The organism is Amycolatopsis kentuckyensis (assembly GCF_002155975.1).
In the GTDB taxonomy this organism is placed as follows: Bacteria; Actinomycetota; Actinomycetes; order Mycobacteriales; family Pseudonocardiaceae; genus Amycolatopsis; species Amycolatopsis kentuckyensis.
This window is the reverse complement of record NZ_MUMI01000237.1, coordinates 1-17,219: the sequence shown is the minus strand read 5'-3', so window position 1 is coordinate 17,219 and position 17,219 is coordinate 1. Positions and strand designations below refer to the sequence as shown.

The following is a 17,219-nucleotide window of genomic DNA, read 5'->3' as shown; positions in this document are numbered from 1 at the left end:
CGAGCTTCGGGGTGGTGGGTATCGCGAGGGAGCCCTGGAGCCCGGAGCCCCGAGCCCCGGAGTCAGCAGACTTCGCTGAACATAGGCGGCACAGCCTCAGCCAGCCCCATCCGAACCCGCTCCTCAGGCACCGGAACAGCCCCGGCCCCAGCCATCGGCAACGGCCGCGGACGCCGCGGCACCCGCGCCCCCGAACCGCCGCCACGACCCGAGTACACCAGCAGTCCCCGAGCCGGGTCCGGAACCGCGTCCAGCGCCGCCGTCACGACCGGCAACGCCCGGAACGCATCCCGGCGCTCCTCGGTCGCGAACTCGATCTCCAGCACCACGCCCCACCGGTGCTCGTGCCAAACCCACTGCTCAGCGCCGTTCGTCAGCGCCGCTTCGGCGAGTGCGTCCCCTCGAGCCAGGCGCCACAGCGAAGCCGATTGTTCCCCGTCGAACACTTCGATGGTCAGCCAGTGGTCCATAAATCGACATTACCGCCGCCGCGACCCGGTGGGTGTTGCGTTTCGGGGGCGATGGTGTGAGAGGGTATGGCCTGTGATGCGGATCATGGGGCGCCCTCGCGCGCTGGTCGCGGTCGTTGCCGGTGCTCTTCTGCTCGCCGGGTGCGGCTCGGGCCCCAGCCAGGTCGGCAGCGCCGTCATCGTCGGCGACCGGTCGGTTTCGCTCGACCGGGTCCAGTCCATGATCGACCAGGCCGTCCGCGAACACCCGTACGCGCAGAAGCTCGCCGGTGAGCACAAGCTCGACCTGCTGGGCCGCGAGATCGTCCGGCAGACCGTCCTGCACGAACTGACCCTGCGCGCGACCCGGCAGGAGAACCTCGTCGCCGACCAGGCGAAGGTCGCCGGGCTGGCCGCGCAGGTGTCCGGCGCGCCGGTCGCGGACACCGGGCAGGGCGACCAGGTCGCCGTCACCCAGATCGTTTCGCAGCTGCGTGACCGCAACGAGGTCGCGGGCGACGTCGTCCTGGAGCAGGAGCTCGCCGCGAAGCTGCTGCCGAAGCTGTCGGTCGGCGCGGACTACGTCGGCATCAGCGCGACCGCCGACAACGACCCGGCGGCCCGCACCCGCGCCTTCGACCTGGCGAAGGAGTTCGCCGACGACCCCGGCAAGGTCCAGGCGGTCGTCCAGCAGGCGCAGCAGGAAGGGCAGCAGGCCCAGCAGACCGGGGCGCCCGGCCCCAGCGGGTACTCGGCCGGCCAGCTGGCCGAACTCTTCGGCGCCACCCAGTACCTCGGCCTCGCGCAGACCGCGCTCTTCGGCACGGAGAAGAACAGCATCGTCGTCTTCCAGGCGCAGAAGCCGCAGCGCTCGGACTGGTTCGTCTTCGTCATCCGCACCCGCGGCACCGACAAAGCCGTGCCGGCGGACCAGGAAGCGCAGAAGCCTACGGACGCGCAGCTGACCGCGATCGGCACCCGGCTGCTGCAGCCGTACCTCGGCCAGAGCGGCCTGCGCGTCAACCCGCGGTACGGCGTGTGGGATGTTGTGGGCATGAACCTCGTGCCGAACTCCGACGCCACCCAGGGCATCGTGCTGCCCGTCCGGGGTGCCGCGCCCGCGCAGCAGTGAGCACGGGTGTCGTCGTAGTCGTCCGCGGGACGACGCTGCCCGGTGCGGCGCTGAAGATCCTGCGTGAGTCACCGGCCGTCTACGCGGCCACGGACGTCGACCCGGCCGCGTTCGGGGTCCCGGCCGTCACCGAAGCGCCGTCGCTGAAGGACGTCGTGCTGCTCGCCGGGTCCCGGGACGAGCCGGCGGCGTCGCTGCTCATCGCGACCGGCGCGGAGGTCATCGAGACGCCGGTGCCGCCGCTGGTCGAGGCCGCCGACGTGATGGACCGGCTCCGCTCGCCGGGCGGCTGCCCGTGGGACGCGGTGCAGACGCACGATTCGCTGCGGCAGTACCTGGTCGAGGAGACCTACGAGCTGCTCGACGCCATCGAAGAAGGCGACCGCGAGGCGCTGCGCGAAGAGCTCGGCGACGTCCTCCTGCAGGTGCTCTTCCACGCGCGCGTGGCGGCCGAGGACGCGGAAGACCCGTTCGGCATCGACGACGTCGCCGCGGCGCTCGTCGCGAAGCTGGTCGGCCGGCACCCGCACGTCTTCGCCGACGGGGACAAGGTGCACACCGTCGAGCACCAGAACGTCAAGTGGGAAGAGCTGAAGCAGCGGGAGAAGCAGCGCCGGTCCATTGTGGACGGCGTGGCGCTCGGCCAGCCCGCCGTCGCGCTGGCGGGCAAGCTGGGCCAGCGCTCCGGGCGCGCGGGCATCCCGCTCGACCTCTTCCCCGAAGGCACCGGGGCGCCCGTCCAGCTGTTCCGCATCGCGGCCACCGCACGCCGGGCGGGGGTCGACGCCGAGGGCGAGCTGAGGGCGGTGGCGAAGCAGTTCGCGAAGGACATCCAGGCCGCCGAGCAGGCCGCCCGCGATGCCGGGCTGGAGCCGACGACCCTGGAGGCCGACGGCTGGCGCAAGTTCTGGCCCACGCGCCCAGTGTGACGCAGCACACATCCGGGTGAGAACCGGTTCCGGGCATCCGGCGTCTTGCCTGGTGTGAGAGCACTGGAGGACGCCGACGAGGACCACCTCGTCCGGCGCACGGCCAAGGGCGATCGCGCGGCGTTCGAGGAGTTCTACCGCCGCACGGCGCCCTGGCTCGCCGTGCGCCTGCGCCGCCGGTGCGCGGACGAGCAGATCGTCGCGGAGGTCATGCAGGAGACGTTCCTGGCCGTCTGGCGGGCGGCGGCGTCGTTCGCGGGCGCGGCCACCGGCGGGAGTGCGGTCGGCTGGGTCTGGACGATCGCCGCCCGCCGGCTGGTCGACGCGTTCCGGCGCCGGGCGCACCACGCGCAGCTGCCGCCGGAGGTGGCCCTCGACGCCGCCCCGGTGCTAGCGGCCGAGGACGAGGCCCTGGCGGCGACGATGGGCGACGAGGTCGGTTCGGCCCTGCGCGACCTCGCGCCGGAGCTGCGGGCGGTGCTGCAGGCGATGGTGCTCGACGGGCTGACGGTCCGGGAGACCGCGGTGCTGCTGGGCTTGCCGGAGGGCACCGTCAAGACCCGCGCACGGCGGGCGCGGATCGCGTTGCGGGAGGCGCTGTCATGAACCACGCACCGGATCAGCTCATCGCCGCGTACGTGGCGGGCGAAGACCTCCCGGGCGACCAGCTGTGGGGGCTCGAGGCCCACCTCGAGGCCTGCCCGGTCTGCCGGGCGCGGCTCGCCGAGGCCGCGCCGGTCCAGCCGGTCGTCGACCTGGTCTGGAGCCGGGTCTCGCCCGAGGTCCACCGGCCGGCCGCCCGGCCACGGCGCCGGCGACGGTGGCTCGACACCTGGGTCACCCCCGCGATGGCGCCGTGGCTGGCGATGATCGTGGCCGTCACGCTGGCCGCGGTCCTGCTCGACAGCGTCTGGACCGCGGTGCTCCGCGTGCCGGCGGTGCAGCTTTTCGCCCCGGTGCTGCCGGTGCTCGGCGTCGCCGCGTCGTGGGCGCGGGGGCTGGATCCCGCCTACGAGACCGTCACCGCGACCCCGCGCGCCGGGCTCTACCTGATCGTCCGGCGGACGGTCGCGGTGCTCGCCGTGGTCCTGCCGGTGCTGGGGGTCGCCGGGTGGCTGACCGGCACGCAGCCGGCGCTCTGGCTGCTGCCGAGCCTGGCCGGCACCACCGGCACGCTCGCGCTCGGCGGGCTGGTCGGCGTCAGCCGGGCGGCGTACGCACTGGTCGCGGTGTGGGTGGCGATCGTCGTGTTGCCGGCGTTCGGCCGGCCGGGGGAGGCGTTTTCGCTCGGCACCGGCGCGCTGCCGGTGTGGGCGGGGGTCTTCGTGCTGACCACGGTGGTCGTCGCCCTGCGCGGGCCGGCGTTCACCCGGCTCGGCGCACGTCACTGAGTTTTCGTGTCTTCAGGGAGGAAAAGCATGCGGGCAGTGGGGGCCGCCGAGGTCGCACCGGCGACGTACGCCTGGGAAATCCAGGCGGAGGCGCTGAAGGTGCGGGTGGGGCGGCGGAAGATGGCCGTGGACGGGCTGGACCTGTCGCTCGGCAAGGGCGTGCACGGGCTGCTCGGCCCGAACGGTGCCGGCAAGACGACGCTGATCCGGGCCCTGGCGACGGTGCTCCGGCCGGAATCGGGCCGCCTGTCGCTGCTCGGCACGCAGGCCGGCGGCCGCGGCCAGCGCGAGCTGCGCCGCCGGATCGGGTACCTGCCGCAGAACTTCGGGTACTACAAGCGGTTCACGGTCCGCGAGTTCGTCGAGTACCTGGCGTGGCTCAAGGAGATGTCCAAAGAGGACATCCCCGGCGCGGTCCAGCGGGCGGTGGAGCGGGTCGGCCTGGCCGACCGCGCGGACGACCGCATGAAGACGCTGTCGGGTGGCATGGTCCGCCGGGTGGGCATCGCCCAGGCGATCGTCAACGACCCGGACGTCCTGCTCCTCGACGAGCCGACCGCCGGCCTCGACCCGGCGCAGCGGGTCCGGTTCCGCGAGCTGGTCCAGGAACTGGGCCGCGACTCCTGCGTCCTGATTTCGACGCACCTGGTGGAGGACGTGGCCACGGCGTGCACGGACGTCGTCCTGTTCGCGGAGGGGAAGCTGGTGTTCCAGGGAACGCCGGACGAACTGGCCGCCGCGGGCACCCCCGACCACGTGGGCGACAGCCCGATCGAGCGCGGTTATTCGGCGCTGCTGAACCACGCGCCGGGCCGGGAGGCGTGGTGATCTTCCGCATCGAACTCCGGCGCTCGATCGCGCCCTGGGCCGGCCTCGCGATCGTCGTCATCGCGCTCGGGTTCCTGTTCCTCCTCTCCGGGCCGTGGTGGAAGGCCCCCGCGCCCCTGACCGCGAACACCACCACGACCGCGCTCTGGGTCCGGTTCCTGCTGCAGTTCCTCTGGCCCGTGGTGGTCGGGGCCGGGGCCATCCAGGGCATGCGCGACAGCCGTTCCGGCATGACCGAACTGCTGGCCACCACGCCGCGGCCCGCGTGGCACCGGGCGATCCGGCTGGCCGGCGCCGTCGGTGGGCTGACCGCCCTCGGCTACCTGCTCGTGTTCGGTGCCGGTGTCGTCGAAGTGCTGGCCCACGACGGGCTCGTCTCGGCCGTCTTCGTCCCCGTCGTGGCCATCGGGACGCTCGGCGTGGTCGCCGGGAGCTGGCTGGGGCTGGCCGTCGGACGGCTGCTGCCGCATCCCCTCACCGCGCCCGCTCTCGCCGTGCTCACCCTCGTCGGGACGACCCTCTGCTGGCTGTCGCTCGAACCGGGCCTGGAGGCCGTCCTGCCGCGCCGGGCCGGTCCGCTGGCGCCGGCGCTGGCCGAGCCGCGGGGCTCGATGGTGACGACCGCCGTGGCACTCGACGCCGGGCAGGCGGTGTGGTTCCTCGGCCTCACCGTCACCGCGTTCCTGCTGCTGTCGGTGCAGTCCGCGCGAGCGCGGCTGCTGAGCCTGCTGCCGCTCGCCGTCGGCGCCGCCGTCGCGCTGCCGCTGTTCCCGGTGGCCGCCCTGACCGTGGACAGCGTCGCCGCCCGCAAGGTCTGCGACGGCCCGGTCTGCGTGGCGGAGCTGCACCGCGACCGGCTGGCCGCGTTGGCCGGCCCGGGCCGCGAAGCGCTCGCGATGCTGGCGAAGCTGCCCGGCGCGCCGACCCGGGTCGAAGAACAGGTCGCGCCCAACCCCGTGTACGAGCCCGTCCGGCGCGATCCCGCCGTCGTCTACCTCGACTTCCAGCGCAACCACGAACTCCTCACCGCGGACGCGGGCGACCTGCGGGTGGCGGTGCTGTCCGGAGCGGGCGTGCCGTCCTGCGAGTGGCCGACCAACGCCACCATTTCCGACATGGGTGGCCGGATGATCGCGGCGGCCTACTTCACCGGGGAGCTGAAATCGCTGCCCGAGTACGCCGGGAAGTGGTTCCCGGCCCAAGCGGCCCCGATCCGGCAGGCCTGGGCGAAGTTCCGTGCCCTGCCCGCGGACGCGCAGTTCACCAGGGTCGTCGCGCTGCGCCAGGCGCTGCTGACGTGCCAGGGCGACCCGCTCGAAACGCTGGTCCGATGAGGTGGGCGACGTTGTACGCCCGCTCGCGGCAGCTGCCGGCGGCGTTCGGGGCGCTGCTGGTCGCGACGTCCGGGGTGTGGTTGCTGGGCCGGGACTCCTGGGACGGCATCCTCGCCGCGCTGGCGCTGACCACGGCGGTCGCGGTGGCGGCGATCGGGCTCAGCGGCCAGGACCCCGACCTCGACCGGACCGCGGCCCTGCCGTGGCCGGTCCGGCGATTCGCGCACCTGGCCCTGATCGCGGTCCTGGCCGGGGCGGTGGTGCTGGGCGTGCAGGAGCTGGGCCCGTCGCCGGTCGCCGCGTCGATCGTCATCCGCGACGCGGCCGGCCTCGCGGGCTCGGCAGGCCTGGCGGCCACCATCGCGGGCGGCCAGTTCGGCTGGACGCTCCCGCTGGCCTGGTCCGCGGTCAGCCCGTTCATCCCGAACGACGCCTCGACGACCAGCCGCATCGCGGCGTGGCTGCTGCAACCCCCGGGAACGCCGGCGGCCACCTGGACGGCGGTGGTCCTGGCGATCACCGGAGCGGCGGCGTACACGGCTTGGGGTGGCCGCCGCTAGCGGCGGCCACCTCGGGAACGTTCAGACGTTGCGGATGTTCATTTCCAGTTCGTACGGCTCCCGGTCCCAGTTCTCGACGCCGAACGCGAGGATGCGCTCCGGGTGGATGCGGATCACCGCGTCGTCGAAGTGGACGTCCGAGAGGTGTTCGTACTGCCCCTGCGGGATTCCGACGCCCACCAAGGCCTCCGCGCGGCCCCGGATCTCCAGGCACCGGACCCGCCACGGGTCCGTCGAGGGGACGTCGTCGACCACGAGGGCGACGCGGTCGTTCGTTGCGATGTTGCGGAACTTCTGCGTCCGGCGCAGGCGGTGCCCGGTGATGTCGATGGCTTTTTCGTCGGGGTTGTACCGGAATCCGACCGGGTTCACCTGCAGGGTCCCGTTCGGCTGCTGGGTCGCCAGCCGGCCCAGCAGCTGGTCGGTCAGGTAGGCGAGCTCTGCTTCGGTAAACATGTCCGAAGTGTCCAACTTCAAGCTTCCTTGAAGTCAAGGACCAGCTCGGCGAACCGGGCCCCGATCCGGCGGTGGGCCGCCGGGCACGGGTGGAGGTCGTCCGGCAGCGGGAGGTCCGCGAAGTCCGCTTCGCCGTACAGCGCAAGGCCGTCGAGGTAGCTCAGGTGCGGGTCCGAGGCCTGCCGCTGCGTCACGATCCGGGCCAGCTCGTCCCGGATGACCTCCAGCGTCAGCTTGCCCGCCGCGCGCTCGGCCGGGTCGCCGGTCGCGCGGAACCGGACCACGCCGGCCGCCAGCGCCTCGTGGTCGAAGTCGCCCGGTCCCGGCGTCCGCTCGTGGATCGGGCAGTACAGCGGCGAGACGACCACGAGCGGGGTGTCCGGGTGGCCGTCGCGGATCGTGTCGAGGAACCCGTGCACCGCGGGCCCGAACGCGCGCAGGCGCATCAGGTCCGCGTTGACCACGTTGATGCCGAGCTTGACGCTGATCAGGTCGGCGGGGGTGTCCCGCAGCGCCCGGGCGGTGAACGGGTCGAGCAGCGCGTTGCCGCTGAAGCCGAGGTTCACCAGGTCGACGCCGGCGGCGGTGGCGGCGAGCGCGGGCCACGTCGTCGCGGGGCTCGCCGCGTTCGAACCGTGGCTGATCGAGCTGCCGTGGTGCAGCCACACCCGGCCGCCGGGCAGGGGCTCGACCGGCGCGTCGGCGCGCAGGGCGACGAGCTCGGTGAGTTCGTTGTGCGGCAACCAGATCTCGACGTCCTTGGGCTGCCCGCCCAGTCCGGCGAACCGGACGACACCGGGGGAGCCCTCGGTGAGCGAGGACGCGCCGGTGACCAGGTCGACGTGCAGGGTGTTGCCGCCGGACACGCTCGCCTGTGCGGTCAGCTCGCCGTCGACGAGCAGGTCGTAGCCGCCGTCCGGCCGCGGCGGGGCGCCGGGGTACACCTGCTTGGTCCGCAGCGTCTCCAGCTCGACGACGTCCGCCCGGGTCCGGAACCGCAGCCGCACCCCCGCGGGCTGCGCCTCGGCCACGGCGAGCCGCGGGTCGTTGTTCTGCGCCCGCGCGCGAGCCGGGAGCCGGTGGGGCACCAGGCCGCGTTCGGTGCGTTCGAGTTCGAGGGCGCCGCGGACGAGGTCCGCGGTCAGGGGGATGTCGATCACGATCGTGGCCAATCCTGCAGAAGGGAGTCGAGGACGGCGAGGATGCGGACCCAGCTCTCGGCCGCGGCGGGCGAGCTGTGGTCGAACCCGCCCTGGGTTTCGAGGCTGACGAACCCGTGGAAGACGCTGCCCAGCAACCGCACGGCGTGCGTCTCGTCCGGCTCGGCCAGGTCGTAGCCGCGGAGGATCGCGCGCATCATCGCCGCGTGCCGGGGACCGGCGCTCGCCGCGGCGGTCTCCGGATCGAGCCGCAGCTGCGCGGCGGCGTACCGGCCGGGGTGCTCGCGGGCGTAGCCGCGGTAGATGTCGGCGAAGGCGACGAGCGCGTCTCGCCCGGCCCGGCCCGCGAGGGCGGCGGCGGCCCGGCCGGCGAGCTCGTCCAGCGCCAGCAGCGCGACCTTCGTCCGCAGGTCGTGCGCGTTCTTGACGTGCGAATACAGGCTGGCGACCTGGACCCCGAGCCGCCGGGCGAGCTCCGACGGGCTCAGCCGGTCGAAGCCGATCTCGTCCGCGAGCTCCGCCGCGGCGCGCACCACGCGATCGGTGGTCAATCCCGCCCGAACCATCAGCCCTCTCCTGGTTGCCTAAAGCCAGGTTAGATCAACCTAAAGGCTTTAGGCAAATCAGGAGAACAGGGCGTCCGCCCAGCTCGACTCGCGGGTCAGCCCCGGCGGGACCGCGAAGTGCGCGGAGCCGGTGTGCTGGACGTACTCCATCATCGCGTCCTTCGACGACAGCGCCTGCTGCATCGGCACGTACTGCTTCCGGGTGTCGCGGTTGAACGCCAGGAAGAACAGCCCCGCCTCGAGGTGCCCGACGCCGTCGGAACCGTCGACGAAGTTGTAGCCGCGCCGCAGGATCCGGACGCCGTTCAGCGCCTGGTGCGAGGCGAGCCGGACGTGCGCGTCCTCCGGGATCAGCTTCTCGCCGCCCGCGCCGCCGACGTCGAGGTCGAGCTCGTCGAACTCCGCGGTCTGGCCCAGCGGGGCGCCGGTGCCCTTCGTGCGGCCGACGATCTTCTCCTGGCCGTCGAGGGTTTCGCGGTCCCACGTCTCGATGTGCATCCGGATCCGGCGGGCCACCAGGTACGAGCCGCCGGCCATCCACGCCTGGCCGTCGTCGGCCTCGGCCCACACCTGGTCGCGCAGGAAGTCGGTGTCCTGGGCCTTGATGTTGTTCGTGCCGTCCTTGAAGCCGAACAGGTTCCGCGGGGTCGGCTGCTCCCGCGAAGTCGACGAGCTGCGGCCGAAGCCGAGCTGCGACCAGCGGACCTCGGTGACACCGAAGCCGAGCCGGACCAGGTTGCGGACGGCGTGCACCGCCACCTGCGGGTCGTCCGCGCAGGCCTGGATGCACAGGTCGCCGCCGCTGCGGGCCGGGTCGAGCTTGTCCTTCGGGAACAGCGGCAGGTCGATCAGCTGCGGCGGGCGCTTGCCCGCCAGGCCGAACCGGCCGTCGAACAGCGACGGCCCGAACCCGATGGTCAGCGTCAGGTTCGACGGCGGCAGGTCGAGCGCCTCGCCGGTGTCGCCGGGTGGGGCGTACGCGCCGCTGCCCACCGCGCCGTTCGCGACGACCTCCTGGCCCGCCGTCATCCGGCGGGCCGCCTCGGTCCACGTCTTGAGCAGGGCCCGCAGCTTCTCGCGGTCCTTCGTCGTGACGTCGAGGGCCGCGAAGTGCAGGTTGGCCTGCGCCGGGGTGACGATTCCGGCCTGGTGCTCGCCGTGGAAGTCGACGACGTTCGTCGACGCCTCGGCGCTGCCGCCGGTCGCCTTGTCGATCCCGATGCCGGCGGCGGCCCCGGCCCCGGCGAGCGCCACACCGGCGCCCGCCAGGCCGAACAGCTTCCGCCGCGAGACGCGCGTGCCCTCTGTCTGCGTGCCCTCTGCCGACGTCACTTGGAGACGACCTCCGCAACCTTGCTCAGCGGTTCGCTCAGCGCGTCGACGGCCGAAGCGAACTCCTTGACCTGGTCCTGGGAAAGCTCCGTGTACAGCTTGAAACCGTCACCGGCGCGCTGCTTGTCCAGCAGGCCCTGGACGTTCGCGAACTCCTTGTCCAGAGTGGACACCAGCGCCGGGTCCTTGGCCTGCAGGATCGGCCGGAGCGAGGTGATCGCGCCCTTGGAACCGTCCACATTGGCCTGGAAGTCCCAGAGGTCGGTGTGCGAGAAGGCCTCTTCCTCGCCGGTGATCTTGCCGGTGGCGACCTCGTCGAGCAGGCCCTTGGCGCCGTTCGCGAGGTCCAGGGCGGACAGCTCCAGGGTCTTGGTCTTGGCGACCAGGTCCTTGACGTCGGTCACCAGCTTGTCGGCGATCTGGGCGCTGTCGGGCTGCAGGCCGGTCTTGAACAGGTCCTTCTCCAGCCGGTGGAAGCCGGTGAACTGCTGGTTCGGCTCGAGGTCGGCCTCGCGGACGTCGATGGCCGGGTCGAGGTCGCCGAACTTCTCGGCGACCGGCTCGATCCGCTCGTAGTAGACGCGGGTGCGCGCGTACGCGGCCTTCGCCTCGTCGACCTTGCCCGCCTTGACGAGGTCCGCGAACTTCACCGTCTCGTCCTGCAGGGCGGAGGTGTTGTTCGCGATGTAGTCGGCGTAGCTCTTGGTGGCCTGCGCCTTCTGCGCGTTGGTGTCGTTCTGCTTCGCGACGCCGCCGGTGACGGTGAAGTCGCCGCGGATCCCGTTGCCGGCCATGCCGGGCTTGCACGCGGTCTGGTACTTGCCGGCGTCGGCGACCTCGACGATCAGCCGCCGGTTGAGCCCGGGAGCGATGTTCTCGACCTCGCCCATGATCCGGTCGCCCTCGGCGTAGAGGTAGAACTCGGTGACCTTGGTGCCCTTGTTGGTGATCTCGAAGGTCAGGTTGCCGGCGTCGGCCGTGGTGGCGGAGACCTCGCACGCGGTGTCGGACGCCGAGACCTTGATCGGGCCACCGGCCGCCGCGGGCTGGCTCTTGCTGTCGCACGCGGCGAGCGCCACCAGTGTGGTGGCTCCGGCCAGCAGGGCCAGCGGGGTGGTCTTGCGCACGGTCACTCCTTCGAGGCGGCCGCGGCGGCGGGCGCCGGCGCGGTCTTCTTGCTGGGCTTGAGGAAAAGGGGCAGCACGATGGCGACGTAGGCGACCCAGGCGACGGCCTGCAGCACGGTCGTCTGCTGCGAGTAGTTGAAGATGCCCTTCAGCAGCGCGCCGTACCAGGACGTCTCGGGCAGCGTGCTCGACGCGTCGAAGGCCAGGGTGCCGATTCCCGGGAGGAACGCGGCCTCCTGCAGGTCGTGCAGGCCGTAGCCGAGCACGCCCGCGGCGACGAACACCAGCAGCACCCCGGTGATCGTGAAGAACTTCGACAGGTTGAACCGGACGGCGCCCTTGTAGAGCAGCCAGGCGAGCACGACGGCGACCGCGATGCCGACGGCGAAGCCGATCAGCGGCTGGATCGTCTCCGACTGCGCGGCCTGGACGGTCGAGTAGAAGAACACCGCGGTCTCCAGGCCTTCGCGCCCCACCGCGAGGAACGACAGCAGCAGCACGGCCGCCGGGCCGACGTCCAGCGCGTCGTCCATCTTCCCGCGCAGTTCGGCGGCGATGCTCTTGGAGGCCTTGCGCATCCAGAAGATCATCGCGGTGACGAACACGACGGCGACGATCGACAGGCTCCCGCCGAGCAGCTCCTGGTGCTCGAAGGACAGCTGGGCGGTCGTGTAGGTGAGGACCGCGCCGACGGCGACCGACAGCAGCACCGCGGCGCCGACGCCCGGCCAGACCCAGCGCAGCGCGTGCCGCCGCTCGGTCTTGACCAGGAAGGCCACCAGGATGCTGACGACCAGCGCGGCTTCCAGGCCTTCGCGCAGCCCGATCAACGCGCTCGAGAACAACACCGGTCCGCCTCCCTGAGTTCTGCTTCCGTGATGGTTTTAGGTAAGGCTCACCTGTAAGTCCAGTGACCCTACGCCCGCGGGAGACGGATAAAAGCGGCAAAAGGGACTGCGGTTCGAAGTTAGGTTAGGGTAACCGCAGGTCAGCGGCCTGCGCGTCGACTCGATAACAAAATTTGTGACGTCGCTGGCAGGGGGATTGTTTTTACCCTCCGCTTGCCTGGTCAGGCGATCGTGGGTCCCTCTTGAGTGCGTCCGTAACCTGTTCGGGTGGCCGATACCGCTCAGCCGACCGTCACGCCTCCGTCGCCGCCCCCGGGCGGCCCGCCGAGGCGGTACGTCGGCCGGATCGCCCTCGCGCTGGGACTGGTGCTCACCGGCGTGATCCTCGTCGTAACCATCGGTGTCCAGAACCCGGACGCGCCCGCCGCGGCACCGCCCGTCCAGCCGGCGCTCGCCATCCCGGAACAGCGTCCGCAGCCCGGCGCCGAAGCGCCGCGGGCCGGGCTCGCCGCGCCGGTCGACCGGCCGCAGGTCTCCGACCGCGCCGAACTGGACGCGTGGGCGGCCCGCGTCGCGGACAAGACGCACATCCCGGCGCGGGCGCTCTCGGCGTACGGCCGGGCGGAGATGTGGATGCAGCGCCAGAAGCCGACGTGCCACCTCTCGTGGGCGACACTCGCGGGCATCGGCCGGGTCGAGAACGAGCGCGGCGAGTTCGACCTCGCGGCGATCGGCGCGGACGGCCGGGTGGCGAAGCCGGTGGTCGGCCCGCCGCTGGACGGCTCGCCGGGCGTCCCGGCGGTGCACGACAGCGACGGCGGCAAACTCGACGGCGACAAGTCGTGGGACCACCTGATCGGCCCGCTGCAGTTCCTGCCGTCGACGTGGAAGAAGTACCAGGAGCGCGCGAACGGCGACGGCGGCACGCCGGACCCGCAGAACATCGACGACGCGGCCTTCACGGCGGCGCGGTTCCTCTGTTCCGGGGGCGACGACCTCGGCACCCCGGCCGGCTGGTGGCGGGCGATCCTGTTCTACAACCAGGCCCTGGCGTACGGCCAGGACGTTTTCAGCGCGGCGGACGCCTACGCGGAGGCGAGCGTCGCGCCCTGACGGTTCAGAGCTCGCGGTCGGCGACGAACGGCGTGACGGCCATCAGCACCAGCAGCAGCAGTCCGGCGTACGCACCCAGCGTGACGAAGATCGACATCGTGGTTCCTCCCTGTTCGGTCCGTAACCAGCTTCGCCGGACAAGGGGGTGCGGGACATCGGTCGAGGGGCCCGATCCGGTCGGCCGAAAGGCTGAGGTCCCCAGGGCCGTTCGGCACTGGCCGGTCAGGGTTCGCGCAGGGCGATGCGGGCCTTGACCTCGTTGATCGCTTCGAGGTACTCCGGCACCGGGTTCATCGCGGACGCCATCCGCATCTGCGCCAGCGCCTCGACGAACCGGCCGAGGCGCTGCAGGGTCCGGCCCAGGATGAACCGCGCGTAGTGGTCCGTCGGGTCCAGTTCGAGCACCCGGGTGAACGCCTCTTCGGCGCGCCGCAACTGAGCGGAGTGGAAGTACGCGCGCCCGGCCAGCAGGTGCACCGACGGCTTGTCCGTCTCGGATTCCAGCAGGGGCTGCAGGGCCTTCAGCGCGTCGAGCGGACGACGGCGGCCGACCAGGTCTTCGGCCTGGCGGAAGGCATGGAACCGCGACTCCTCGGGAGGCTGCGAAGCAGCTGCGGCGTCCGTCATGGTCACTCCCACGTTACCCCGGAGGAGGGGGTTGCACACGCCTCCGAACGGGACGTGATGGACTGTGCCGCCATGAGCAGCCCGTACCGGGGCCTGGCGCCCTACCTGTACTACGCCGACGCCACCGCGGCGCTCGCCTGGCTGACCAGGGTCTTCGGCTTCACTGAAGAGGTCCGGTTCTGCGACGGCGCCGGCGAGGTGTTCCAGGCGACGCTGCGCGCGGGCGAAGCGCGGATCCAGATCGCCGGCGTCGGCCCGGACTACTGGCAGGCCAAGGGCGTCGACGGCCCGGTCGGCCAGCTCAACATCGTCTACGTCGACGACGTCGACGAGGCCTACGGGCGGATCGAAGCCGCGCTGGGCGACGAGTGCGAGCTGGAACCGCCGCAGGACCAGCCGTACGGCGCCCGGGTGTTCACCGTCGCCGATCTCGGGGGCAACAGCTGGACCTTCTGGCAGCAGACGTCGGAGACCGTCGAGCTGCCGCCGGGGTGGCAGGAGGTCCGCGCCGGCGGTGAGTCCTCCAACGGGTGAACTGCGGCGACGGCTAGGCTGGGCGCGTTATCGCAGGCAGCACGACGCACCGAGGAGCATGGCGTGGCTCTCATCGAGCAGGTAGGCGCGCGCGAGATTCTGGACTCGCGCGGCAACCCGACGGTCGAGGTGGAGGTGGCTCTCGACGACGGCACCCTGGCGCGGGCCGCGGTCCCCTCGGGGGCGTCGACCGGTGAGCACGAGGCGGTCGAGCTGCGGGACGGCGACACCGGCCGCTACAACGGCAAGGGCGTCGAGCGCGCGGTCGCCGCGGTGCTCGACGAGATCGGCCCGGAGATGGTCGGCATCGAGGCCGTCGACCAGCGGATCGTCGACCAGAAGCTGGTCGACCTCGACGGCACGCCGGCGAAGTCCCGCCTCGGCGCGAACGCCATCCTCGGCGTCTCGCTGGCCGTCGCGAAGGCCGCCGCCGAGTCGGCCGAGCTGGAGCTGTTCCGCTACCTGGGTGGGCCGAACGCGCACGTGCTGCCCGTGCCGATGCTGAACATCCTCAACGGTGGTTCGCACGCCGACAGCAACGTCGACGTCCAGGAGTTCATGATCGCGCCGATCGGCGCGGAGACCTTCCGCGAGGCCCTGCGCTGGGGCGCCGAGGTCTACCACTCGCTGAAGTCGGTGCTGAAGGGCCGCGGCCTTTCGACCGGTCTCGGCGACGAAGGCGGCTTCGCGCCGAACCTGGCGAACAACCGCGAGGCGCTCGACCTGATCCTGCAGGCCATCGAGAAGGCCGGCTACACCCCGGGCCGGGATGTCGCGCTCGCGCTCGACGTCGCCGCGACGGAGTTCTTCGCCGACGGCGCGTACACGTTCGAAGGCAGCAAGAAGAGCGCGGAGCAGATGTCGGCCTACTACGCCGAACTGCTGCGCGACTACCCGCTGGTGTCGATCGAGGACCCGCTGAGCGAGGACGACTGGGACGGCTGGGTCACCCTGACCGCCGAGGTCGGCGAAAAGGTCCAGATCGTCGGCGACGACCTGTTCGTCACCAACCCGGACCGCCTGGAGGAGGGCATCACCCGCCGCGCCGCCAACGCGCTGCTGGTGAAGGTCAACCAGATCGGCACCCTGTCCGAGACGCTCGACGCGATCTCGCTGGCCACGTCGTTCGGCTACAAGTCGATGATGAGCCACCGCTCGGGCGAGACCGAGGACACGTTCATCGCGGACCTGGCGGTCGCCACCGGCGTCGGCCAGATCAAGACCGGTGCCCCGGCCCGCGGCGAGCGGATCGCCAAGTACAACCAGCTGCTGCGCATCGAGGAGACCCTCGGTGACGCGGCCCGGTACGCCGGCGAGCTGGCCTTCCCGCGGTTCAGCGCCGAGGCCTGACGCCGATGGCGGACCGGGGGAGGACACGCGGCCGCCGCGGCGGTGGCGGCGGGGCATCGCGGGCCAACCGGCCCGCGCCGGCCCGCCGCCCCGAAGCGGCGCGCCGCCGCACCAGCGACGCGGAAACCACCAGGGCCCGGCTGCGCCGGGGTCTGGCGGCGAAGCGGGCGTCGGGCGCGGCGAAGGTGCTCGGCATGTCCACCACCCGCCGCGCGGCGGTGGTGGCGATCGTGGTGTGCGCGCTGGCGTTCACCATCGCCGTGCCCCTGCGCACGTACCTCTCCCAGCGGACCGAGGTCCGCGAACAGCAGGCCCAGCAGGCCCAGCTGCAGCAGGAGGTCGCTCAGCTCCAGGGCCGCAAGGCGGAGCTGAGCGACCCGGCGCAGATCGAGGCGGAAGCCCGGCGGCGGCTGCGGTACGTCAAGCCGGGCGAGACGCCGTACATCGTCCAGCTGCCGGAGGACAAGGCACCCGACGCGGCCCCGCCGGCCGGGCAGCAGCAGGTCGCGGGCAGCTCCTGGTACGAGAACCTGTGGAACCAGGTCTCCGGCGGCTGAGGGGCACGCTCTAACCTTGACCGCGTGAACAGCACGCAGCAGCACCGGTTCGAGCCCGTCACCGACGCCGACCGCGAGATCATCGCGGAGCAGCTCGGACGGCCGCCGCGAGCGCTGCGCGCCATCGCCGCGCGGTGCCCGAGCGGGCACCCCTCCGTGGTGCAGACCAGCCCGCGGCTGGAGAACGGCACGCCGTTCCCGACGCTCTACTACCTCACCTGCCCGAAGCTCAACTCGATGATCGGCACCATCGAGGCGTCCGGGATCATGAAGGAGATGACCGAGCGGCTCACCACCGATCCCGAGCTCGCCGCGCAGTACCAGCGCACCCACGAGGCCTACCTCGCCGAGCGGGACGCGATCGAGCCGCTGGGCCACCAGGTCACCGCCGGGGGCATGCCCGGCCGGGTCAAGTGCCTGCACGTGCACGTCGCCCACGCCCTCGCCGTCGGCCCGGGCGTGAATCCGTTCGGTGACGAGACGCTCGCCCTGCTTAAGGCCAACGGGTGGCCGACGGGTGACTGCGCCGCGTAACACTCGCGCGCTGTGAACAGATAACTGGTCTGGGTGAGCGAAAACCTCGATTGCACCTCTCGATGGGCTGAAACCGCGCCGCGCTTGCGGCAGGCTGTGTCCCGAAAGCGGCGATCGATCCGGCCAGGAGGGCTCTGAGCATGCGTGTGCGGCGGCTGCCAGACGCAGTCGGGAGCTACGCGCGAAGATTCGGGATCCGCCACCGCACCGCGTACCCGCTGGTCGCCGGCATCCTGGCCGTGGTCCCGGCGCTGGTCGCCGGCGGTGGCACCCTCGGCTGGCTCGGTGGCAGCGGTGAGCACACCCGCGACGCCGCGCTCGCCCAGGGCTACGACCCCGGGAACGCCGCTCTCCAGCAGATCGCCGTCGACGGCACCCTCCCCGGCGCGCCC

Annotated in this window: 20 protein-coding genes and 1 pseudogene; 13 read left to right on the top strand and 8 right to left on the bottom strand. The window is 72.1% G+C overall.

Annotated elements, in window-relative coordinates:
- Positions 1-62: 62 nt before the first annotated feature.
- Positions 63-470: a hypothetical protein gene (locus CCN39_RS23090; protein ID WP_086845212.1), complete on the bottom strand. Its 408-nt coding sequence runs from the start codon at positions 468-470 to the stop codon at positions 63-65.
- 85 nt (positions 471-555) lie between these two features.
- Here CCN39_RS23090 and CCN39_RS23085 point away from each other — a divergent pair, with 85 nt between their 5' ends.
- Genes CCN39_RS23085 through CCN39_RS23055 form a run of 7 tightly spaced genes read left to right on the top strand, consistent with a single transcriptional unit; the run spans position 556 to position 6,623 of the window.
- Positions 556-1,581: a hypothetical protein gene (locus CCN39_RS23085; protein WP_434781121.1), complete on the top strand. Its 1,026-nt coding sequence runs from the start codon at positions 556-558 to the stop codon at positions 1,579-1,581.
- On the top strand, positions 1,578-2,510 hold the full coding sequence (locus CCN39_RS23080) for a nucleoside triphosphate pyrophosphohydrolase (protein WP_086845208.1): 933 nt from the start codon (positions 1,578-1,580) through the stop codon (positions 2,508-2,510). Before CCN39_RS23085 ends, CCN39_RS23080 begins: the two co-directional genes overlap by 4 nt.
- Before the next feature lie 54 nt (positions 2,511-2,564).
- On the top strand, positions 2,565-3,116 hold the full coding sequence (locus CCN39_RS23075) for an RNA polymerase sigma factor (protein WP_086845206.1): 552 nt from the start codon (positions 2,565-2,567) through the stop codon (positions 3,114-3,116).
- Positions 3,113-3,901 (top strand): zf-HC2 domain-containing protein, encoded by a 789-nt coding sequence (locus CCN39_RS23070; RefSeq protein WP_086845204.1) that lies wholly within the window; start codon positions 3,113-3,115, stop codon positions 3,899-3,901. Before CCN39_RS23075 ends, CCN39_RS23070 begins: the two co-directional genes overlap by 4 nt.
- A gap of 27 nt (positions 3,902-3,928) precedes the next feature.
- Positions 3,929-4,729: an ABC transporter ATP-binding protein gene (locus tag CCN39_RS23065; protein WP_086845203.1), complete on the top strand. Its 801-nt coding sequence runs from the start codon at positions 3,929-3,931 to the stop codon at positions 4,727-4,729.
- Positions 4,726-6,063 carry a hypothetical protein gene (locus CCN39_RS23060; RefSeq protein ID WP_244210953.1) on the top strand — a complete coding sequence of 446 codons (1,338 nt, stop codon included), beginning with the start codon at positions 4,726-4,728 and terminating at the stop codon, positions 6,061-6,063. Before CCN39_RS23065 ends, CCN39_RS23060 begins: the two co-directional genes overlap by 4 nt.
- Positions 6,060-6,623 (top strand): hypothetical protein, encoded by a 564-nt coding sequence (locus CCN39_RS23055; RefSeq protein ID WP_086845199.1) that lies wholly within the window; start codon positions 6,060-6,062, stop codon positions 6,621-6,623. Before CCN39_RS23060 ends, CCN39_RS23055 begins: the two co-directional genes overlap by 4 nt.
- Before the next feature lie 21 nt (positions 6,624-6,644).
- Here the strand turns inward: CCN39_RS23055 and CCN39_RS23050 are convergent, their stop codons facing one another.
- The 6 genes from CCN39_RS23050 to efeU are packed head-to-tail and all read right to left on the bottom strand — an operon-like array spanning position 6,645 to position 12,112.
- Positions 6,645-7,079: a PPOX class F420-dependent oxidoreductase gene (locus CCN39_RS23050; RefSeq protein WP_086845221.1), complete on the bottom strand. Its 435-nt coding sequence runs from the start codon at positions 7,077-7,079 to the stop codon at positions 6,645-6,647.
- 17 nt (positions 7,080-7,096) lie between these two features.
- The gene (locus CCN39_RS23045; protein WP_086845197.1) at positions 7,097-8,239 is read right to left on the bottom strand and encodes an SGNH/GDSL hydrolase family protein; all 1,143 of its coding nucleotides are present in this window, start codon (positions 8,237-8,239) and stop codon (positions 7,097-7,099) included.
- Positions 8,236-8,805, bottom strand: coding sequence for a TetR/AcrR family transcriptional regulator (locus CCN39_RS23040; RefSeq protein ID WP_167455160.1), 570 nt, complete (start codon positions 8,803-8,805; stop codon positions 8,236-8,238). The genes CCN39_RS23045 and CCN39_RS23040 overlap by 4 nt, the downstream gene beginning before the upstream one ends.
- A gap of 57 nt (positions 8,806-8,862) precedes the next feature.
- Positions 8,863-10,137: an iron uptake transporter deferrochelatase/peroxidase subunit gene (gene efeB, locus CCN39_RS23035; protein WP_086845195.1), complete on the bottom strand. Its 1,275-nt coding sequence runs from the start codon at positions 10,135-10,137 to the stop codon at positions 8,863-8,865.
- The gene (efeO, locus tag CCN39_RS23030) at positions 10,134-11,270 is read right to left on the bottom strand and encodes an iron uptake system protein EfeO (RefSeq protein WP_086845193.1); all 1,137 of its coding nucleotides are present in this window, start codon (positions 11,268-11,270) and stop codon (positions 10,134-10,136) included. Before efeO ends, efeB begins: the two co-directional genes overlap by 4 nt.
- Entirely contained in the window at positions 11,267-12,112 is an 846-nt protein-coding gene (gene efeU / locus CCN39_RS23025) for an iron uptake transporter permease EfeU (protein ID WP_086845191.1), read from the bottom strand. The genes efeO and efeU overlap by 4 nt, the downstream gene beginning before the upstream one ends.
- A gap of 366 nt (positions 12,113-12,478) precedes the next feature.
- Between efeU and CCN39_RS23020 the strand changes: the two genes are divergently transcribed.
- Positions 12,479-13,225: a lysozyme family protein gene (locus tag CCN39_RS23020; protein ID WP_086845218.1), complete on the top strand. Its 747-nt coding sequence runs from the start codon at positions 12,479-12,481 to the stop codon at positions 13,223-13,225.
- A gap of 222 nt (positions 13,226-13,447) precedes the next feature.
- On the opposite strand, the gene CCN39_RS23015 is transcribed toward CCN39_RS23020, so the two are convergent.
- Entirely contained in the window at positions 13,448-13,852 is a 405-nt protein-coding gene (locus CCN39_RS23015) for a tetratricopeptide repeat protein (protein ID WP_167455159.1), read from the bottom strand.
- Positions 13,853-13,924: 72 nt separating this feature from the next.
- Between CCN39_RS23015 and CCN39_RS23010 the strand changes: the two genes are divergently transcribed.
- The 5 genes and pseudogenes from CCN39_RS23010 to CCN39_RS22990 all read left to right on the top strand — a co-directional run.
- Positions 13,925-14,386, top strand: a complete 462-nt coding sequence (locus CCN39_RS23010) for a VOC family protein (RefSeq protein WP_086845216.1) — start codon at positions 13,925-13,927, stop codon at positions 14,384-14,386.
- Between the two features lie 63 nt (positions 14,387-14,449).
- Positions 14,450-15,736, top strand: coding sequence for a phosphopyruvate hydratase (eno, locus tag CCN39_RS23005; RefSeq protein ID WP_086845187.1), 1,287 nt, complete (start codon positions 14,450-14,452; stop codon positions 15,734-15,736).
- Positions 15,737-15,930: 194 nt separating this feature from the next.
- On the top strand, positions 15,931-16,293 hold the full coding sequence (locus CCN39_RS23000) for an FtsB family cell division protein (RefSeq protein WP_086845214.1): 363 nt from the start codon (positions 15,931-15,933) through the stop codon (positions 16,291-16,293).
- 24 nt (positions 16,294-16,317) lie between these two features.
- On the top strand, positions 16,318-16,827 hold the full coding sequence (locus tag CCN39_RS22995) for a DUF501 domain-containing protein (RefSeq protein ID WP_086845185.1): 510 nt from the start codon (positions 16,318-16,320) through the stop codon (positions 16,825-16,827).
- 140 nt (positions 16,828-16,967) lie between these two features.
- A pseudogene (locus tag CCN39_RS22990) lies at positions 16,968-17,219 on the top strand (lytic transglycosylase domain-containing protein); the annotation flags it as partial.

Excerpts from the sequence above, each read along its gene's own strand:
- CCN39_RS23010 (WP_086845216.1), top strand. The coding sequence starts at position 13,925 with ATGAGCAGCCCGTACCGGGGCCTGGCGCCCTACCTGTACTACGCCGAC.
- CCN39_RS23085 (WP_434781121.1), top strand. The coding sequence starts at position 556 with ATGGGGCGCCCTCGCGCGCTGGTCGCGGTCGTTGCCGGTGCTCTTCTG.
- CCN39_RS23015 (WP_167455159.1), bottom strand. The coding sequence starts at position 13,852 with ATGACGGACGCCGCAGCTGCTTCGCAGCCTCCCGAGGAGTCGCGGTTC.
- CCN39_RS23055 (WP_086845199.1), top strand. The coding sequence starts at position 6,060 with ATGAGGTGGGCGACGTTGTACGCCCGCTCGCGGCAGCTGCCGGCGGCG.
- CCN39_RS23050 (WP_086845221.1), bottom strand. The coding sequence starts at position 7,079 with ATGTTTACCGAAGCAGAGCTCGCCTACCTGACCGACCAGCTGCTGGGC.
- CCN39_RS23000 (WP_086845214.1), top strand. The coding sequence starts at position 15,931 with ATGTCCACCACCCGCCGCGCGGCGGTGGTGGCGATCGTGGTGTGCGCG.
- CCN39_RS23090 (WP_086845212.1), bottom strand. The coding sequence starts at position 470 with ATGGACCACTGGCTGACCATCGAAGTGTTCGACGGGGAACAATCGGCT.
- CCN39_RS23065 (WP_086845203.1), top strand. The coding sequence starts at position 3,929 with ATGCGGGCAGTGGGGGCCGCCGAGGTCGCACCGGCGACGTACGCCTGG.
- CCN39_RS23040 (WP_167455160.1), bottom strand. The coding sequence starts at position 8,805 with ATGGTTCGGGCGGGATTGACCACCGATCGCGTGGTGCGCGCCGCGGCG.
- CCN39_RS23070 (WP_086845204.1), top strand. The coding sequence starts at position 3,113 with ATGAACCACGCACCGGATCAGCTCATCGCCGCGTACGTGGCGGGCGAA.